This window comes from Pseudomonas sp. LG1D9, from assembly GCF_002949995.1.
In the GTDB taxonomy this organism is placed as follows: Bacteria; Pseudomonadota; Gammaproteobacteria; order Pseudomonadales; family Pseudomonadaceae; genus Aquipseudomonas; species Aquipseudomonas proteolytica.
The window spans coordinates 2,052,019-2,069,655 of sequence record NZ_CP026881.1; the positions used below are offsets into that span (position 1 = coordinate 2,052,019).

A 17,637-nucleotide genomic window follows, 5' to 3' on the forward strand; every position below is an offset into this window, starting at 1 on the left:
CGAATAATGTGCACTTCGTCGGATAGTTTTCCTAGTGGGCGTTCTACGGGTCTGGACGATATTCATGTAGGGTTTTTCCTTAGTCATCGAAGGTCTTATAGCTACCTAGACTTACGTCCAATGGGCACCCGCCGCGTGGGGGTCGACCATGAAGGACGATAACGACAAAAAACTGCGGTCATGGTTATGAGTAAAGCTGATGCTTTCACCCAGGCAGGGAAAACTGCGGTGTTGCAGAACATTCACGGCACCCTGCAATTCCTTCAACGGTTCCCGCCCTTCAACCAGATGGAAAACGCCCACCTGGCGTTCCTGGTGGAACAGTGCCAATTGCGCTTCTACGGCCCCGGCGAGAGCATTCTCAAACCGTCGGCGGGCCCCGTGGAGCACTTCTATATCGTCAAGCAGGGCCGCGTGGTCGGGCAGCGCCCGGATTCGGCCGAAACCACCTTCGAAATCGCCACCGGAGAATGCTTCCCCCTGGCCGCGCTGCTGGGGGAGCGGGCCACCCGCACCGAGCACAAGGCCGCCGAAGACACCTTCTGCCTGCAATTGAACAAACCGGCGTTTATCAAGCTGTTTGCGCTGTCCGGGGCGTTCCGCGATTTTGCCTTGCGCGGGGTCAGTAGCCTGTTGGACCAGGTCAACCAGCAAGTCCAGCAGAAAGCCGTAGAAAACCTCGGCACCCAGTATTCACTCAATACCCGCCTGGGTGAATTGGCCATGCGCCATCCGGTAACGTGCAGCCCGCTGACACCGCTGCGTGAGGCGGTCACGTTGATGCATGAGCAGCAGGTCGGCAGCATCGTGGTGGTCGATGAACACAAGGCGCCCCTGGGGATTTTCACCCTGCGTGACCTGCGCCATGTGGTAGCCGATGGCACCAGCGACTTCACCCAGGCCATCGAACGCCATATGACCCAGGCGCCGTTCTTCCTCAGCCCGGATCACAGCGCCTTCGACGCGGCTATCGCCATGACCGAACGGCACATCGCCCACGTGTGCCTGGTCAAGGATCGACGCTTGTGTGGCGTGGTGTCCGAGCGTGACCTGTTTTCCCTGCAACGGGTCGACCTGGTGCACCTGGCCCGCACCATCCGCAATGCACCACGGGTGGAAAACCTGGTGGCGCTGCGTGGCGAAATCGGCCAACTGGTGGAACGCATGCTGGCCCATGGCGCGTCCTCGACCCAGATCACCCATATCATCACGCTGCTCAACGATCACACGGTGTGCCGGGTGATCGAACTGAGCATCGCCGATAAAGGCGACCCCGGCGTACCGTTCAGTTGGCTGTGTTTCGGCAGCGAGGGCCGCCGCGAACAGACCCTGCATACCGACCAGGACAACGGCATCCTGTTTGATGCGCGGGACGCCGCCCACGCGGCCGAGATCCGCGGCCTGCTGTTGCCGCTGGCGCAGCAGATCAACCAAAGCCTGGCGCTGTGCGGCTTTACCCTGTGCAAGGGCAGTATCATGGCCGGCAACCCCGAGCTGTGCCTGTCCCGCGCCGAGTGGGCCCGGCGCTTTGCCGCATTTATCCGCGAGGCGACGCCGGAGAACCTGCTCAAATCCAGCATCTACTTCGATCTGCGCGTGGTATGGGGCGATGAACTGGGCTGCGACCAGTTGCGCCAGGGCATTCTTGACCAGGTCGCAGACAACCGCCTGTTCCAACGGATGATGGCCGAGAACGCCTTGCGCCAGCGCCCGCCGGTGGGGCGCTTCCGGGACTTTGTGTTGACGCGCAAAGGCTCGGACAAGGCCACCCTGGATCTCAAGGTGCAGGGCCTGACGCCGTTCGTAGACGGTGCCCGCCTGTTGGCCCTGGCCAATGGGATCGCCGCCAACAACACCCTGGAACGCTTACGCCAACTGGTAGATAAAGAGGTGATCGAACGCCTGGACGGCGCAGCCTATGAAGAGGCCTACCACTTTATCCAGCAAACCCGCATGCAGCAGCACCAGTTGCAGACCCGCGAGAACCAGCCGTACTCCAACCGGGTCGACCCAGACAGCCTCAACCACCTGGACCGGCGCATCCTGCGCGAATCCCTGCGCCAGGCCCAGCGCCTGCAAAGCAGCCTGGCCCTGAGGTATCAGCTGTGAGCCTGTTCAGTTGGCTACGCCCTCACCGGCCGGGGCTGGATGAGCATCAACAAGTACGGCTGGCGCAACTGCCAACTGCCGGCGCACTCGGCGAAAACACCTTGCGTGACCAGCGCTGGGTGGTCCTGGACCTGGAAACCAGCGGCCTGAACCTCAATCGCGACCTGGTACTGTCGATTGGCGCGGTGGTGATCGAAGACGGTGCCATCGACTTTTCCCAGCAGTTCGAGCGCACCTTGCTGCGGGCGCACACCAAACTCAGCCCCAGTGTATTGATCCACGGCCTGGGCCCCAGTGCGATCGCCGCCGGTTGCGATCCTGCCGAAGCGTTGCTGGATTTCATGGATTTTGTCGGCGACAGCCCGCTGCTGGCATTCCACGCACCGTTCGACCAACACATGCTCGGCCGGGCGCTCAAGGACAGCCTGGGTTATCGCCTGGCCCATCCGTTTCTCGACGTGGCAGACCTGGCGCCGCTGCTGTGTCCCCAAGCGCATATTCGCGAAGCGGGCCTGGATGACTGGATCGCCCACTTCAACCTGCAAGTCGGTGAACGCCATCATGCCAGCGCCGATGCCCTGGCCACCGCCGAGTTGATGTTGATTCTGTTCAGCCGCGCCCGCCAGCAAGGGCTGGACAGCCCGGCACTGTTGCAGCAGCGCCTGAGCCAGTGGAAACGTCGCAAGCAAGCCCCGTCCTTCTAAACACCACAACCCGGCTCCTGAAATGGGTTGTGGTGCCATCATCCGACCAACGCCAATTGCGCCGCCTCATCGCCTCTGCCACAATCGCGAATAATTCTCGTTAGTTTAAACTTGCCGATTGGTGATGCCTTGTCGTCAGCCCAAAGTCCCCACAGTGAGCTTGTTGGCACGTTGTACCGTGACCATCGCGGCTGGCTGCTGGCATGGCTGCGGCGCAACGTGGCGTGCCCCAGCCGTGCCGAGGACCTGAGCCAGGACACCTTCATGCGCCTGCTGGGCCGTGAAGAACTGCGCGAGCCCCGCGAACCCCGGGCTTTCCTGGTGGCCGTCGCCAAGGGCTTGCTGTTCGACTATTTCCGCCGCGCGGCGCTGGAACAGGCCTACCTCACCGAACTGATGCTGATCCCGGAAAGCGAGCACCCTTCCCCACAAGAACAGCACCTGATCCTCGAAGACCTCAAGGCCATCGACCGCCTGCTCGGCAAGCTTTCCAGCAAGGCCCGCGCCGCCTTCCTCTATAACCGCCTCGATGGCCTGGGCCACGCCGAAATCGCCCAGCGCCTGGGGGTTTCCGTGCCGCGGGTGCGACAGTACCTGGCCCAGGGCATTCGCCAGTGCTACATCGCACTGTATGGCGAGCCGCTGTGACTCAGATCAGCTCCAAACCGGTTTCGGCACGCGTGCTGGATGCTGCGATTGCCTGGCAACTGTCCCTCGATTCCGGGGAGCGCAGTGCCGTGGAGCATGAAGAATTCAGGAAATGGCTGGCCAGCAACGATGAGCACGCCCGTGCCTGGCGCCAACTGGGCATGCTCGATCAGCGTTTCAGCGTGGCCAGCGGCCCGGCGCGGGCGGCGCTGCTGCAATCGCGTGAAAACATCCGCCAGCGGGTGCGCAAGCTCGGCAGCGGCCTGGCCAGTGTGGTGCTGGTCTGCGGCCTGGTGCTGTTCGCCGGCCAGCGCTACGTGCCGATCAACTATTGGCTGGCCGACCAACGCACCGCCACCGGCGAACAACGCACGCTGAGGCTGGCGGATGGCACGCTGATCAACCTCAATACCCACAGCGCCATTGATGTGCGCTTTGACGAAAAACGCCGGGTGATCGTGTTGCAGGACGGCGAGATCCTCGTCGAGACCGGCCACAACGATGCCCGCCCCTTTATCGTCGAGACCCGCGACGGCAGCCTGCGCGCCCTGGGCACGCGGTTTATCGTCAAACGCGAGGACGACGGTACGCGGCTCAGCGTTTTGCAGTCGGCCGTCGCGGCGCAGCCCGAGGCGTTGCAGCAGGAGCAGGTGTTCAAGGAAGGCCAGCAGGTGTTGATGCGCCATGACGGCCTCGGCCCACTGCTGACCGTCAGCCCCGGCACCGACGCCTGGACCCGTGGCATGCTGGTGGTAGACAACGCACGGCTGGCGGATGTGGTCGAGGAACTCGGCCGCTACCGCAGCGGCTACCTGGGTGTGGACAAAAACGTGGCCGACCTGCGCATCACTGGCAGCTTCCCGTTGCAGGACACCGACCTGGCCTTGAATGCGCTGCTGCCAACCCTGCCAGTGCAGATCCAGCAGCGTACGCCGTGGTGGGTGACGGTGGTGCCAAAGGTTACGGGTAAGCCTTAGGGCCCTATCGCCGGCAAGCCAGCGCCTACACTTGAGGGTGTTCACAATTCAAAAATGTGGGAGCTGGCTTGCCGGCGATAAGCATCGGTATCTACACAACTTTGCCGCAACGCCTAAATCCAGGCAGATAGCGCAGTTGTGGCGAGCGGGCTTGCCCCGCGCTGGGCTGCGAAGCAGCCCCAAAAAGCCCGCCGCGTTTCTTCAGATAAACCACGATGGCCGGGTTTAGGGCTGCTTTGCAGCCCAGCGCGGGGCAAGCCCGCTCGCCACAGGAAAGTTCGTCTGTTTCTGAAAGTTGTGCAGATACCTATGCGGCGATAAGGCCCTCAAAGCCCTCCATTTCCCCCCAGACAAAAAATATTTTCACCTCGCCCTATCACTTTTTGATTCTCGCTCGGCACACAGGCAATTGAGAAATATTTCCATTCAGGAGCCGCCGTATGTCCCGCACGCTAGACACCTTGTTGCGCCCCAGCCTGTTAGCCGTGGCCATTGCCCTCAGCGCCCCGCTGGCCAGCACTGCGCTGATCGCCGCCGAACAGGCGTCAAGCGTGCGCGCCTATAACCTGCCTGCCGCTCCCCTGGCCAGCACCCTGAACCAGATCGCCAGCCAGGCCGGCCTGGCATTGACCCTCAACCCAGCACTGGCCGCAGGCAAGACCTCGGCCCCGGTCAAGGGCCAGTTCGACGCCCAGGGCGCCCTGCGTGAAGCCTTGCGCGGCAGCGGTCTGCAGTTGGAGCAGAGCAGCGCCGGCACCTTCAGCCTGGTGCCGGTTCCGGAGGGTGTCGTTGCCCTGCCCGAGACCAGCATCATTGGCCAGGGCAACTATGAAAGCGCCTGGGGCCCGGTGGAAGGTTATGTCGCTACGCGTACGGCGGCGGGGAGCAAGACTGATACCGCGCTGGTAGAAGCACCACGTTCAATCTCCGTAGCGACCCGCCAGCAGATGCTGGACCGCAACGTGCAGAACCTGGATGACGCGGTCAAGTACATGCCCGGCATCGTTTCCGCCAGCTACGGCAGTGACACTCGCTACGACTGGATGCGCGTACGAGGCTTCGAACCCACCCATTTCCTCGATGGCCTGCCATTGCCGCGTGGCGTTTACGCCAACCCGAAAGCAGAAACCTGGAACCTCGACCGCCTCGCCCTGCTGCGTGGCCCTGCCTCGTCGGTCTACGGCCAGACCCCACCAGGCGGTCTGCTGGATATGGTCAGCCGACGCCCCAGCGCAGAATCGAGCAATGCCATCCAGGTGCAGTACGGCAGCGACAACTATCGCCAGATCAACTTCGCCAGCACCGGCAAGATCGATGATGAAGGTCAGTTCCTCTATGGCCTCAGTGGCGTGGTGCGGGACGCCGGCACACAAGTCGATCACATCGACAACAAGCGCTATAACATCGCGCCGAGCCTGACCTGGAATATCGATACCGATACCAAGCTGACCCTGCTCTCGCAGTTCACTCGCGACGATACCGGCGCTACCAGTCAGTTCCTGCCGATCCAGGGCACCAAGATCAAATCGCCGCTGGGCAAGATCTCACACCACAAGAACCTGGGTGACCCGGACTACGAGTTCTACGACCGGACCTACTACGCACTGGGCTATGCCTTTGAGCATCGTTTAAACGATACCTGGCAGTTCAAGCAGAACTTGCGTTACACCAAGTCGGAGCTGTCGTTCCAACAACTGACTGTGGGCGCATATCCCTGGACTCAGGTTGATGCCAACGGCAATGTGGGTCGTACCTCGACCAATGCTGACGAGGATATCGGTCAGTTTGCCGTCGACAACAACTTCCAAGCAGACTTCGCCACCGGTGATATCACACACACCCTGCTGCTCGGGCTGGATCATCAACGCACCAATACTTCTTACACTTCAATTTTCGGTGACGGCCTGACAACCAACGTCAACAACCCGATATACGGCCAACCGATCCTTCGTCCCTCCCGCTCAGATGCCCTCTATGACTACGACCAAAAAACCGTGCAGACAGGTCTCTATGTTCAAGACCAGATGGCGCTGGATAAATGGCGTTTGACCTTGGGTGGTCGTGAAGACTGGGTTCATCAAGGCACCACTTACCTCAACAAAAGCGGCGTGACTAACACCGACCGCAGCAAAAACTTCAGTGGCAACGCTGCACTGAGCTATGTGTTCGACTCGGGTTTTGTGCCGTATATCTCGTACGCCGAATCCTTCCAACCGGCCAGCAACGCAAGCGTGTCACCTACCGAGTCGTATAAGCCGACTGAAGGCAAGCAATGGGAGCTGGGAGTCAAGTACCAGCCGCCTGGCACTAATACCCTGCTGAGTGCAGCGGTCTATGACCTGACCCAGAAAAACGTGCTGGCAACCACCACTACAGTTGGCAGCATCCCGGTCACCAGTCAGACAGGTGAAGTAAAGGTTAAAGGCCTGGAACTGGAAGCGGTGTCTGACGTGACCGAAAACCTCAAAGTCATCGCGGCTTACACCTTGGCCAAGTCCGAGGTACAAAAAGGCGATCACAAAGGCAATCGCCTGCAACTGATGCCAAATCAAACCGCCTCGTTGTGGACCGACTACACCTGGCACGACGGCGTGTTGGACGGTTTCGGTGTGGGCTTTGGCACCCGTTACACTGGCAACACTTACGGCGACCAAGGCAATACTTGGCTAGGCAAGGCCGATGCCTACACCGTGTTCGATGCCGCCGTTCATTACGACCTCGGACGTCTGGACAACAGTCTCAAAGGTGCCTCGGTGAAGCTCAACGCCACCAACCTGTTTGACAAAGAGTACATCTCGACCTGTGATGGCTTCTATTGCTACTACGGCGACCAACGCAGCGTCGTCGCCAGCGCCACCTACCAGTGGTAATGCACTGAGCTAACCTGCTCCACAGCCAGGCCGCCTCCCGTGGGCGGCTTTGGCTTGTCTGAAGGCTATGAAATGAAAAGCACAACCATCCGCCGCTGGTCCTTCATCCACACCTGGACCAGCCTGATCTGCACCGTATTCCTGCTGATGCTGGCGCTGACCGGCCTGCCGTTGATCTTTCACCATGAGATCGATCACTTGCTGGGCAACGAGCCCGAGCTCAAGCAGATGCCGGCCGATACCCCGCAGCTCAACCTTGAGCAACTGGTGGCCAAGGCCCAGGCCCATCGTCCTGGCGAAGCCATGCAGTACCTGGCCTGGGACGAAGACGACAAGAACGGCGTGATTGCAATCATGGCGGCCACCGCCGGGACCGAGCCCAATTCGTCGCACACCTTCATGCTGGACGCGCGCACCGGGGACAGTGTGGAGATGCCCTCGGCCAATGGCGGCTTGACGATGTTCCTGCTGCGCCTGCATGTGGATATGTTCGCCGGGCTGCCGGGCAAGTTGCTGCTGGCGTTCATGGGTGTGCTGTTTGTGGTCGCGATCATTTCCGGCACGGTGTTGTACCTGCCGTTCATGCGGCGCTTGAAGTTCGCCACCGTGCGCCAGGACAAATCCACGCGCCTGCGCTGGCTGGACCTGCATAACCTGATCGGCGTCGTCACCCTGACCTGGGCGCTGGTGGTGGGCGTCACCGGGGTGATCAGCGCCTGTGCCGACCTGATCATCGCCGCCTGGCGCAATGACAGCCTGACCGCGATGATCGAACCCTACAAGAACGCACCGCCGCTGACCTTGCGGGCGCCGGCCACTGACCTGCTGAAAATCGCCGAACAGGTCGCGCCGGGCATGACCCCTGACTTTATTGCGTTCCCCGGCACGCGGTTTTCCAGCGAGCACCATTACGCGGTGTTTATGAAAGGCAGCACACACCTGACCTCGCACCTGCTGACGCCGGTGCTGATCGACGCCAGCGATCTGAGCGTCACCGCCGTGGCCGGGCGGCCGTGGTACATGGACGCCATGGGCATGTCCCAGCCCTTGCACTTTGGCGACTATGGCGGCATGCCGATGAAAATCCTCTGGGCGGTGCTGGATGTGCTGACCATCATCGTGCTGGGCAGCGGTGTGTACCTGTGGCTGGTGCGGCGCAAGGCGGCCAAGCCATGAGGCCGCGGCAATCGAATTTCTGGAAGGTGTTCGGGGTGCCGCTGGCAATCGGGCTGCTCAGTGCCGGGGGGTTGTTTGCGGCGCTGTTGGGGGATGGGGTTTGGGATTCCCTTAGCTGGCTGGGGTTGGGAATACCGGCAGTTGTCGGGGTGTGGGGGTTGGTGCGCAGGCCTTGAGGACGCCATCGCAGGCAAGCCAGCTCCCACATTTGATGGTGTTCACAAATCAAATTGTGGGAGCTGGCTTGCCTGCGATGAGGCCCGTAAAAACAACCAGATCCCCCTCGCCAGTCACCTCGCAACTGTCTAGTCTATGGCCGACCTTTTCCGAGGATTGCCCATGTCCGCGCCCAGCATGACGTTGTTCCAGCACCCCGCTTCGCCGTTTGTCCGCAAAGTCCTGGTCCTGCTCCACGAAACCGGCCAGCAAGACCGGGTCGCCCTGGAGACTGTGTTGGTCACGCCGGTCAACCCGATCCCCGCGCTGAACGAAGGCAACCCCGTGGGCAAGATCCCGGCCCTGCGCCTGGCCGATGGCAATGTGTTGCACGACAGCCGGGTGATCCTCGACTACTTCGACCACCAGCACGTCGGCAACCCGCTGATCCCCCGTGACGGCTCGGCCCGCTGGCGGCGCCTGACCCTGGCCTCGATGGCCGACGGGATCATGGACGCGGCCGTATTGATGCGCTATGAAACTGCCCTGCGCCCGGCCGACAAGCAGTGGGAAAGCTGGCTGCAAGAACAGCGCAACAAAATCCGCCGCACCCTGGCCGAGCTGGAACGGGACGCTATCGCCGAGCTGGCCTGCCATTTCGACATCGCAGCCATCAGTGTCGCCTGCGCCTTGGGCTATGTGGATTTTCGCCATCCGGACCTGCAGTGGCGTTCGAGCAATCCCAAACTGGCCGCCTGGTACGCCGAAGTCAGCCAGCGGCCTTCGATGCTGGCGACCCAGCCGCCGGCCTGAGGCCTGCAGCTACCAGGTTGCCGTGGCAAGAAGGCCTCTTGTGGCGAGCAGGCTTGTTGTGGCGAGCGGGCTTGCCCCGTGCTGGGCTGCGCAGCAGCCCCAATCCAGCAGAATGCGGTGTGTCAGGGACTCCTCGGTGCTTGGGGTTGGGGCTGCTGCGCAGCCCAGCGCGGGGCAAGCCCGCTCGCCACAACAAGCCCGTTTGCCACAACAGGCCTGTTAGCCACAACAGGCCCGCTCGCCCCAAAGGCATCGCGCAACTGCACAAACAGTGCGTTGATTTTCCCCACCAGTTGCGCCCTCTCCCGCTGGTCCTCCCGTAGCCCGATCATTGCATCGCCTCCTGTTCACTCGCCTTGCGCTTGCCCACGCCATACCAGTCCAGTTTGCGTGTCAGCACCATCACCGTGCCCAGCAGCCCGAACAGCAACAACGAGCCCATCAACAGCGCGTAATCCTCGGCACTCAGCAGCCCGTACAGCAAGCCGTACAACGCCGCCAACCCCGCCGAGAATCCCAGGCCGTGGGCCACGCTGCGCAGCACATGGCACACATAAAAACCGATCAACAACACACAGGCACTGGCCGAGATCAGGTACGCCAGGGCAAAGCCGATATGCTCGGACAGCGACAACAGCAGCAGGTAGAAAAACGCCAGGGCCACCCCCACCAACGCGTACTGGATCGGGTGCACCGCCAGGCTCTTGAGCACTTCGAACAGGAAGAAGCCGGCGAACGTCAGGGCGATAAACAGCAGCGCATATTTGATCGCACGGTCGCTCTTGAGGTACTGGTCCACCGGGTCGATAAAGTTCACGCCGAAGCTGCGCTGGTTGAAGTCGTCGCAGCGACTGGCGACCACGCAGCCGTACAACGACTCTTCAAGGTTGGTGGAGAAAAACGAGGTCTGCCAGTTGGCGCTGAACCCTTGGTCGTTGATCTCGCGCTGCACCGGCAGGAAGTTGCCGACAAAGCTTGGGTGGGGCCAGTTGGACGCCAGCTTGACCACACTGGTCTTGCCCACCGGCAGCACTTGCAATTGCTCGGTACCTTGCAGCTGCAGATCGAACGCGAAGTCCAGCGGCGCAGGGTTCTTGCTGTCCTGGGCGGGCAGCGGGACATGCACCCCGGCGCCAAGGAAACTCACTTGGGTGCCCGGGGCGAACTCCAGGCGTTGGCTGCCAAGCTCCAGTTTCAGGGCGTTTTCGATCCCGCGAATGTCGCTGATCCCTACGGCCAGGAATGCCTGTTCAAACGTGTAATCGGCAAAGTCTTCCTTGATCCCCATCTGCGCCGGCAGCACAAAGCGGCCACTGATACGGTTGTCGGCATGGAACAGCCGCGCCTGGTAAATCCCCCGCGCCCGCAGTTCGGTTTGCACCTTGCCGTCGAGCTCGAAATGTTCTGGCAGGAAGTACAGGCGGCCTTGCTCTTCGCTGAGCACTTCATAGCGTTTGTTGAGCTTTTCATTGAGCTTCCACTCACGCACGGTCTTGCGATACGGCACCACCATCAACGGCCCGCTCACCTGCTGGCTGTAGCTGGAACTGCGGGCAATGTCCATCAATACACCGTCGCGTAGCGCCTGGCGCTCGTTGATGATGCCGCTGATCATCAGCAACGGAATCAGCAATAGCAGGATCAGCAGCGCAATGGCGCCCAGTTTGAATAGCAGGCTGCGGTTCATGGGTATCTCCCTGTTTTGATGGGGAGAGTCTGGCGCCAGCCTGTGGGGGATTTATGAGGGCAATGTGGAGACTGTGTGGAGATGCAGCACCACTTGCACCCCGCCCGGCACGTTGCCGATCTGCAATGAGCCGCCGTGCAGCTTCATGACTTCTTCGACAAAGTTCAGGCCCAGGCCGGTGCTTTTGCGCCCGCTGGCCGGGCGCGGCAGGGAGTAGAAACGCTCGCTCAGGCGCGGCAGGGCGTATTCGGGGATCGGCTCGGCCTGGTTGAACAGGCACACATCGACATCGTGATGCCGCACCTGGGCGCTAAAGCGCAGAGTGCCGCCGGGCGGAGTAAAGTCCAGGGCGTTTTCCAGCAGGTTGCCCAAGGCCTGGCGCAGCAGGAATGGCTCGCCATACAGCTTTACATCCGCCTCGATCAGACGCTCGACCTGCAACCCGGCCTGTTCGATCCGCGCGCATTGCGCCTTGAGGACTTCATCCACCAACGCGGCCAAAGGCACCGTGGCTTGCTGCTCCAACCCTTGGCGCTGCTCGACCTGGGCCAGGTTCAACAGGCGCTCGATCAACTGCTGCAGACGTGCGCTCTCGCTGGCGATATTGCCGACAAAGCGCTGCTGCTGGGCCGCAGTCATTTCACCCTGCAACAACTCCGCCGCACCCCGGATCGCGGCCAGGGGGCTTTTCAGTTCGTGGGTCAAGGTGTGCACGTAACGCTCGACATAGGCCTTGCCTTCCAGTTGCGTGCGCATGTGCTCCACCGCCGTGGACAGCTGCTCCAACTCACCGCCGCGATAGTGCGGCAACTCGGCACGCCGCCCTTCGCTGACAGCCTGGGCATAGGTGGTCAGGCGCCGCAGCGCAGCACTCAGCCACCACGACAACAGCGCCCCCAGCAACAGGCCCAGGGCCACCAGGCCGGCGCCGTACCACAGCAGGCGGCGCTCGGTACGGTCGACATAAGGTTGCAGCGAGCTGTTGGGCTTGGCCACCGTGACCGCGCCGATGATCTGCCCGTTATCACGGATCGGCGCGCCAACGTGCATCACCGACGAGGCCGGATCATCGGCATCGCTGCGGGTGGAGCGGGCGCCGTATTCGCCGCGCAGAGTCAGGTACACGTCGTTCCATTTCGAGTAGTCCTGGCCCACTGCCACTCCTGCCGAATCCAGCAGCACAACGCCCTTGGCGTCGGTGACATAGATACGGTGGTTGACCTGATTCTTCGCCAACCCCCAGATCGTCGCGCCGGGCTGGCGCTCGCCGTAGGCCTTGAGCACGGTCGGCCAGTGGCTTTGGCCGAGGGTGCCGTGCTTCACGTCCTCACGCAGGATTTCCGCCAGCAGGTTGGCGGTGTCCACCAGGGTTTCTTCAGTGGACTGGCGCACGCCGGGGCGGATTTCCTTCATCACCGTGTTGAGCACAAAGTAGCCGGTCAGGCCGATGAACAGCGCATACACCAGGAAAATCCGCAGCCCCATGCGCATCAGGCGTGGCTCGGACTGTAGCTGTAGCCCAGGCCCCGATGGGTCTGGATCGGCTCGCCATCGGCGGCCACGCCCCGCAACTTGCTGCGCAGGCTTTTGATATGGCTGTCGATATTGCGCTCGTAGCCGGCATCGGCGGCCACGCCGACGGCATCCAGCAGTTGCTCGCGGCTGAACACCCGCTCGGGCTGCTCCAGCAGGCAGTTGAGCAAACGGAACTCATGCCGGGTCAGGCCCAGCAACTGCCCGCGATAGTGGATCTGCACGCGCTCGTGGTCCACCTGGAACAGCCCGCCGCTGGCTGGCGCCGCAACCGGCGCGACACGCTTGAGGATCGCCTTGACCCGCGCCGCCACTTCCCGCGGGCTGAAGGGCTTGACCACATAATCATCGGCGCCGATTTCCAGGCCCACCACGCGGTCGATTTCGCCGTCGCGGGCACTGAGGAACATCACCGGCACTTCGCTGAAACGGCGCAGTTGCTTACAGGTTTCAAAACCGCTGATGTCCGGCAGGCCGATGTCGAGGATCAGCAGGTCTGCCGGGGTCTGCCGTTGATGCTCCAGCGCGGCCTGGCCGAGGGTCAGCCAGGTGGTGGTGAAGCCTTCGCCTTGCAGGGCAAAAATCAGCGTATCGGCAATGGCCGCTTCGTCTTCGACAATCAGGATATGGGGCATGGCGTCCGAGCACTGGGAGCTAAAGGTGAACGGTGCCCCATGCCTTATGCGGCGTCAATCAGCAGTCGGGTTTGTCGGCGGTGTAGCGGCGAGCCGGGTTCACGGCGGCGCCGAATTCACGCAGGGCCTTGGCGCCGATCAACAGCGGGTAGTTGAAACTGCTGCGGTCGGTGAGGTTGACTTCGACGGTGCGCTTGACGTTGCCCAGGCACATCTCCAGATCCACCACCGGGCGCTTGGCCACGCTGGTTTCTTCGCCGTCTTCGTCTTCGTCCGCGCGGTTCTTGATCTTGCTGATGCGCGCCACTTTGTGTTCGTAGACCTTGTTGCTCACATCCTTGCCGCTAAGGCGGAAGCGCACCCAGTCCTCGCCATCGCGGGTGAAGGTCTCGATGTCACGGGCCGACAGCGACGCGGTCAGCGCGCCGGTGTCCATCTTGGCCTTGAAGGTCTCGCCGATCTCCGGCAGTTGGATGTATTCGTAGCGCCCGTACAGGGTCGGTTCGGCGGCCATGACCGGCAGGGCCACCACGGCTAATAGGGCAAGGAGAGATTTCACGTAGGAGGATTCCTTGAGGTAAGTAGGCGAATACTAGACTGCAAACGCAGCCCAAAGTTGGATCGTTACCCAGCATACGCAACACAAAGTGAAACATTCGTCAGGCCATTTGCGATTTGGCCTCTAGACTCAAGCTGCTTATCATGGCCCGTCCAACCGCTTGCAAGAGTTCCTTATGCGCCGCCTGCTCACCGGCTGTTTCGTCACACTGCTGCTGTTACTCAACACGCTGATCCTGATCGGCCCCCTGCTGGTCTTCGCCCTGCTCAAGCTGGTGGCCCCCGGTCGTTCACGGGACTACGCCTCAGCCGCAGTGATGTGGATCGCCGAGACCTGGGCCGAGATCGACAAGCTGATCTTCGCCTGGTGCATTCCCACCCAATGGGACATTCGCGGCGATACCGGCCTGCGCGGCGACACCTCGTACCTGGTGATCAGCAACCACCAATCCTGGGTGGATATCCCGGCGCTGATCCAGACCCTCAACCGGCGCACGCCGTTCTTCAAGTTCTTCCTGAAAAAGGAACTGATCTGGGTACCGTTCCTGGGCCTTGCCTGGTGGGCCCTGGACTACCCGTTCATGAAGCGCTACAGCAAGGCGTTCCTGGCCAAGCACCCGGAACTGGCGGGCCAGGACCTGAAGATCACCAAACAGGCGTGCGAGCTGTTCAAGCGCCAGCCGGTGACGGTGGTCAACTACCTGGAAGGCACGCGCTTCACCGAAGTCAAGCGTGCCCAACAGGGCTCACCTTTCACCCGCCTGCTCAAGCCCAAGGCCGGTGGCGTGGCGTTTGTGCTGGCGGCAATGGGCGAACAGCTGGACGCGATCCTCGACGTGACCGTGGTGTATCCACAGGAGAAGATTCCGGGGTTCTGGGATTTGATCAGCGGCGCGGTGCCCCGCGTGATTGTCGATATCCGCACCCGCGAGCTGGATCCAGCGTTGTGGCAGGGGGATTACGAGAATGATCCGGCGTTTCGCCAGAGCGTCCAGAACTGGGTCAACCAGCTCTGGATGGAGAAGGATGCGCGCATCGCCCAACTGCGCGCCGAACGGCCTTAGCTGCCGGTACCCCAGGCCTGGGCCAGCTTGCCAAGCAATGAACTGTCGGCACCCTGACCGCCCAGGTATTGCAGGATCACCGGGGCAAACTGGCCGATCATGCCGCTGTCCATGCCCAAGGCGCTGAACGCGGTGTTCAGGTCGTTGGTGTCCTTGACGTTACCCAGCAGGCCATCGAGGCCGCTGGTCTTGCTGCCACCGGTTTGGCCGAGCATGCCGCTCAGGGCGCCCAGGCTGCCCAATGCGTTGCTACCCGACAGCTTGTCCAGGCCCGGTACGCTTTTGCCCAACTGCGAATAGTCAGTGCTGCTGAGTTGGTTCTTGGCCAGGCCCAACATGGCGCCGGTACCACCGACAGCCTGCTCCGGGGTGACATTCAACTGCTTGGTCAAAGCGCCCAGCAGGCCGGCGGTCTGTGACGTTGGCGCAGCGGCAGCGGCCTTGTTGGTACCCTGGGCACCGGCGACGGCGTTGGCCACATCGCCCAGGCTGAAGCCTGCTGCAAACACCGGGCTGGCCGCCACGGTCAGAAGGCAGGACAGGGCAAAACCGCGTGAAATCTTCATCGAGACAACCTCGTAAATTTAGGAGCTGAAGCAGCCGTTGGACTCAGCATCCAATAGGTTGTTCCACACCACAGATTTGTTCAGAAAAGCCCCAAAGCCTCACACCATCAAACTGCCACTAGGAACCCATCGCCCGCCACAGGGTCAATCAACACACTACAAAACTTGTCAGGAAGAGCCTTATGACTGCGTCCCAACCCCCAGTGATCGAGCACAAGCCCTCATTCTGGACCCGCCCGCGCCTGTTCATCGGCGTCTGCGTGGTGGTGGTTGCCGGTATCGGCGGCGCGCTCTACACACAGGACAGCGTGAAGTCCGCCGCGACCCTGGTGAGCACCACCCAACAACCGGCTGCGCAAATCATGGCGCACAAGGATTACCTGGAAGTCCAACCGATTGCGGCCACTGCGCCGGAGCCGGACCGCAGCCTCGAGCTGTGGGCCCTGCCGGCGGGCGGCACGCCGGTATCCCTGGGTCTGTTGCCGGAGGATGGCAAAGGCATCATCGGCCTGAATCCGCGCCAACAGGAAACCATCAGCCAGCCGGTCGAGTTGATGGTCAGTTCGGAAACCAAGGGTGGCTCGGTGAGCAAGCAGCCTACCGGCCCGACGGTGTACCAGGGCGCGCTGGCAATTCGCTAACGCTCAAACACCACACAACCAATGTGGGAGCGGGCTGGTGTGGGAGCTGGCTTGCCTGCGATTGCATCGACTCGGTGTTTCAGATAGACCGAGGTGCTGCCATCGCGGGCAAGCCCGGCTCCCACATCAGCCCGCTCCCACATTGCTATCGGTGGCTGTGATTACGCCGCGCTGAACAGCTTGTGCGGGTCAATCACAAACTTCTTCGGCACACCGGCATCGAACTCGCCATAACCGCGTGGTGCGTCGTCCAGGCTGATCACCTGTACGCCGACGATTTCGGCGATGTTGATGCGGTCCCACATGATCGCCTGCATCAACTGGCGGTTGTACTTCATCACCGGGGTCTGGCCGGTGTGGAAGCTGTGGGACTTGGCCCAGCCCAGGCCGAAGCGAATGCTCAGGCTGCCCATTTTCGCGGCAGCGTCCACCGCACCCGGATCTTCGGTGACGTACAGGCCGGGGATGCCGATCTTGCCTGCGACGCGCACCACGCCCATCAGTGAGTTGAGTACCGTGGCCGGGGCTTCCGCCTTGACACCGTCGTGCCCATGACCGCGCGCTTCAAAGCCCACACAGTCAACAGCACAGTCCACTTCCGGCTCGCCGAGCAGCGCGGCAATCTGTTCGTGCAGCGGGGTGTCGGTGGACAGGTCGACCACTTCAAAACCCTGGGCCTTGGCATGGGCCAGGCGGATGGTGTTGACGTCACCAATGATCACCACCGCCGCACCCAGCAGGCGAGCGGAGGCCGCAGCAGCCAGGCCAACCGGACCGGCGCCTGCAATGTAGACGGTACTGCCAGGGCCGACGCCGGCGGTGACTGCACCGTGATAGCCGGTCGGCAGGATGTCGGAGAGGCACGTCAGGTCGCGGATTTTCTCCATGGCCTTGTCGCGATCCGGCAGCTTGAGCAGGTTGAAATCGGCATACGGCACCAGCACGTACTCGGCCTGGCCGCCGGTCCAGTCACCCATGTCCACGTAGCCATAGGCACCACCGGCACGGGCCGGGTTGACGGTCAGGCATACGCCGGTGTGTTGCTCCTTGCAGGAACGGCAGCGCCCGCAAGCAACGTTGAAGGGCACCGATACCAGGTCGCCGAGTTTCAGGTTCTCGACATCACTGCCCTTCTCGATCACCTCGCCGGTGATTTCATGGCCCAGTACCAGGCCGGTCTGGGCGGTAGTGCGGCCGCGCACCATGTGTTGGTCGGAGCCGCAGATGTTGGTGGAGACCACGCGCAGGATGACGCCGTGCTCAATCTTCCTGCCACGGGGGTCCTGCATTTTGGGATAGTCGATTTTCTGTACTTCGACCTGACCGTTGCCGAGATACACGACACCACGATTACCAGACATGCTTTCACCTCGCTGTTGTTTTTATGGAACTGCGTAGCCCTTGGGTTGGGCTGCGCGTTTAAGTGCTCGGGTTGCAGATGCTGTTTTTTGCGCTGTTAGTGAGGGCCTCTTCGCGAGCAAGCCCGCTCCCACATTCGAC

General features: G+C 61.8%; 16 protein-coding genes. 10 read left to right on the forward strand and 6 right to left on the reverse strand.

All coding sequences use genetic code 11. The annotated features are described in order from the left end of the window. The first annotated feature begins 186 nt into the window (after positions 1-186). From C5F71_RS09875 to C5F71_RS09910, 8 genes are all read left to right on the forward strand, one after another. Positions 187-2,109 (forward strand): putative nucleotidyltransferase substrate binding domain-containing protein, encoded by a 1,923-nt coding sequence (locus tag C5F71_RS09875; RefSeq protein WP_104911039.1) that lies wholly within the window; start codon positions 187-189, stop codon positions 2,107-2,109. Continuing rightward, positions 2,106-2,813 carry a PolC-type DNA polymerase III gene (locus tag C5F71_RS09880; RefSeq protein WP_092230943.1) on the forward strand — a complete coding sequence of 236 codons (708 nt, stop codon included), beginning with the start codon at positions 2,106-2,108 and terminating at the stop codon, positions 2,811-2,813. The genes C5F71_RS09875 and C5F71_RS09880 overlap by 4 nt, the downstream gene beginning before the upstream one ends. A 129-nt stretch (positions 2,814-2,942) precedes the next feature. Then, on the forward strand, positions 2,943-3,461 hold the full coding sequence (locus C5F71_RS09885) for an RNA polymerase sigma factor (protein ID WP_070994528.1): 519 nt from the start codon (positions 2,943-2,945) through the stop codon (positions 3,459-3,461). Next, positions 3,458-4,438 (forward strand): FecR domain-containing protein, encoded by a 981-nt coding sequence (locus tag C5F71_RS09890; protein ID WP_104911040.1) that lies wholly within the window; start codon positions 3,458-3,460, stop codon positions 4,436-4,438. The genes C5F71_RS09885 and C5F71_RS09890 overlap by 4 nt, the downstream gene beginning before the upstream one ends. Before the next feature lie 440 nt (positions 4,439-4,878). Further along, complete coding sequence (locus C5F71_RS09895; protein ID WP_104911041.1) at positions 4,879-7,308, forward strand: TonB-dependent siderophore receptor; 2,430 nt, start codon at positions 4,879-4,881, stop codon at positions 7,306-7,308. A 72-nt stretch (positions 7,309-7,380) separates the two neighbouring features. Beyond that, on the forward strand, positions 7,381-8,484 hold the full coding sequence (locus C5F71_RS09900) for a PepSY domain-containing protein (RefSeq protein ID WP_070994527.1): 1,104 nt from the start codon (positions 7,381-7,383) through the stop codon (positions 8,482-8,484). After that, on the forward strand, positions 8,481-8,660 hold the full coding sequence (locus C5F71_RS29260) for a hypothetical protein (protein WP_070994483.1): 180 nt from the start codon (positions 8,481-8,483) through the stop codon (positions 8,658-8,660). Before C5F71_RS09900 ends, C5F71_RS29260 begins: the two co-directional genes overlap by 4 nt. 163 nt (positions 8,661-8,823) lie before the next feature. Continuing rightward, a complete protein-coding gene (locus tag C5F71_RS09910; protein ID WP_029296945.1) occupies positions 8,824-9,453 on the forward strand; it encodes a glutathione S-transferase family protein in 630 nt (209 codons plus the stop codon). A 328-nt stretch (positions 9,454-9,781) separates the two neighbouring features. Here C5F71_RS09910 and creD read toward each other — a convergent pair whose 3' ends face one another. Genes creD through C5F71_RS09935 form a run of 4 tightly spaced genes read right to left on the reverse strand, consistent with a single transcriptional unit; the run spans position 9,782 to position 13,867 of the window. Continuing rightward, a complete protein-coding gene (gene creD, locus C5F71_RS09920) occupies positions 9,782-11,140 on the reverse strand; it encodes a cell envelope integrity protein CreD (protein ID WP_104911043.1) in 1,359 nt (452 codons plus the stop codon). Between the two features lie 51 nt (positions 11,141-11,191). Continuing rightward, positions 11,192-12,631, reverse strand: a complete 1,440-nt coding sequence (gene creC / locus C5F71_RS09925; protein ID WP_104911044.1) for a two-component system sensor histidine kinase CreC — start codon at positions 12,629-12,631, stop codon at positions 11,192-11,194. After that, positions 12,631-13,308: a two-component system response regulator CreB gene (gene creB / locus C5F71_RS09930; protein ID WP_029296950.1), complete on the reverse strand. Its 678-nt coding sequence runs from the start codon at positions 13,306-13,308 to the stop codon at positions 12,631-12,633. Before creB ends, creC begins: the two co-directional genes overlap by 1 nt. 58 nt (positions 13,309-13,366) lie before the next feature. Then, complete coding sequence (locus C5F71_RS09935) at positions 13,367-13,867, reverse strand: ATP-dependent zinc protease (RefSeq protein WP_029296952.1); 501 nt, start codon at positions 13,865-13,867, stop codon at positions 13,367-13,369. Positions 13,868-14,042: 175 nt separating this feature from the next. On the opposite strand from C5F71_RS09935, the gene C5F71_RS09940 reads away from it, so the two are divergent. Continuing rightward, positions 14,043-14,930, forward strand: coding sequence for an acyltransferase (locus C5F71_RS09940; protein ID WP_104911045.1), 888 nt, complete (start codon positions 14,043-14,045; stop codon positions 14,928-14,930). On the opposite strand, the gene C5F71_RS09945 is transcribed toward C5F71_RS09940, so the two are convergent. Beyond that, positions 14,927-15,496 (reverse strand): DUF2780 domain-containing protein, encoded by a 570-nt coding sequence (locus tag C5F71_RS09945; RefSeq protein ID WP_029296955.1) that lies wholly within the window; start codon positions 15,494-15,496, stop codon positions 14,927-14,929. The two genes, C5F71_RS09940 and C5F71_RS09945, sit on opposite strands and share 4 nt — an antisense overlap. Positions 15,497-15,678: 182 nt before the next feature. Between C5F71_RS09945 and C5F71_RS09950 the strand changes: the two genes are divergently transcribed. Next, positions 15,679-16,137 (forward strand): anti-sigma factor domain-containing protein, encoded by a 459-nt coding sequence (locus C5F71_RS09950; protein WP_029296957.1) that lies wholly within the window; start codon positions 15,679-15,681, stop codon positions 16,135-16,137. A 161-nt stretch (positions 16,138-16,298) separates the two neighbouring features. On the opposite strand, the gene fdhA is transcribed toward C5F71_RS09950, so the two are convergent. Beyond that, complete coding sequence (gene fdhA, locus C5F71_RS09955; RefSeq protein WP_029296959.1) at positions 16,299-17,498, reverse strand: formaldehyde dehydrogenase, glutathione-independent; 1,200 nt, start codon at positions 17,496-17,498, stop codon at positions 16,299-16,301. Positions 17,499-17,637 lie beyond the last annotated feature (139 nt).

Coding starts and splice junctions, on each gene's coding strand:
- C5F71_RS09875 (WP_104911039.1), top strand. CDS start 187: ATGAGTAAAGCTGATGCTTTCACCCAGGCAGGGAAAACTGCGGTGTTG.
- C5F71_RS09895 (WP_104911041.1), top strand. CDS start 4,879: ATGTCCCGCACGCTAGACACCTTGTTGCGCCCCAGCCTGTTAGCCGTG.
- C5F71_RS09900 (WP_070994527.1), top strand. CDS start 7,381: ATGAAAAGCACAACCATCCGCCGCTGGTCCTTCATCCACACCTGGACC.
- C5F71_RS29260 (WP_070994483.1), top strand. CDS start 8,481: ATGAGGCCGCGGCAATCGAATTTCTGGAAGGTGTTCGGGGTGCCGCTG.
- C5F71_RS09910 (WP_029296945.1), top strand. CDS start 8,824: ATGTCCGCGCCCAGCATGACGTTGTTCCAGCACCCCGCTTCGCCGTTT.
- creD (WP_104911043.1), bottom strand. CDS start 11,140: ATGAACCGCAGCCTGCTATTCAAACTGGGCGCCATTGCGCTGCTGATC.
- creC (WP_104911044.1), bottom strand. CDS start 12,631: ATGCGCATGGGGCTGCGGATTTTCCTGGTGTATGCGCTGTTCATCGGC.
- creB (WP_029296950.1), bottom strand. CDS start 13,308: ATGCCCCATATCCTGATTGTCGAAGACGAAGCGGCCATTGCCGATACG.
- C5F71_RS09940 (WP_104911045.1), top strand. CDS start 14,043: ATGCGCCGCCTGCTCACCGGCTGTTTCGTCACACTGCTGCTGTTACTC.
- C5F71_RS09945 (WP_029296955.1), bottom strand. CDS start 15,496: ATGAAGATTTCACGCGGTTTTGCCCTGTCCTGCCTTCTGACCGTGGCG.
- C5F71_RS09950 (WP_029296957.1), top strand. CDS start 15,679: ATGACTGCGTCCCAACCCCCAGTGATCGAGCACAAGCCCTCATTCTGG.
- fdhA (WP_029296959.1), bottom strand. CDS start 17,498: ATGTCTGGTAATCGTGGTGTCGTGTATCTCGGCAACGGTCAGGTCGAA.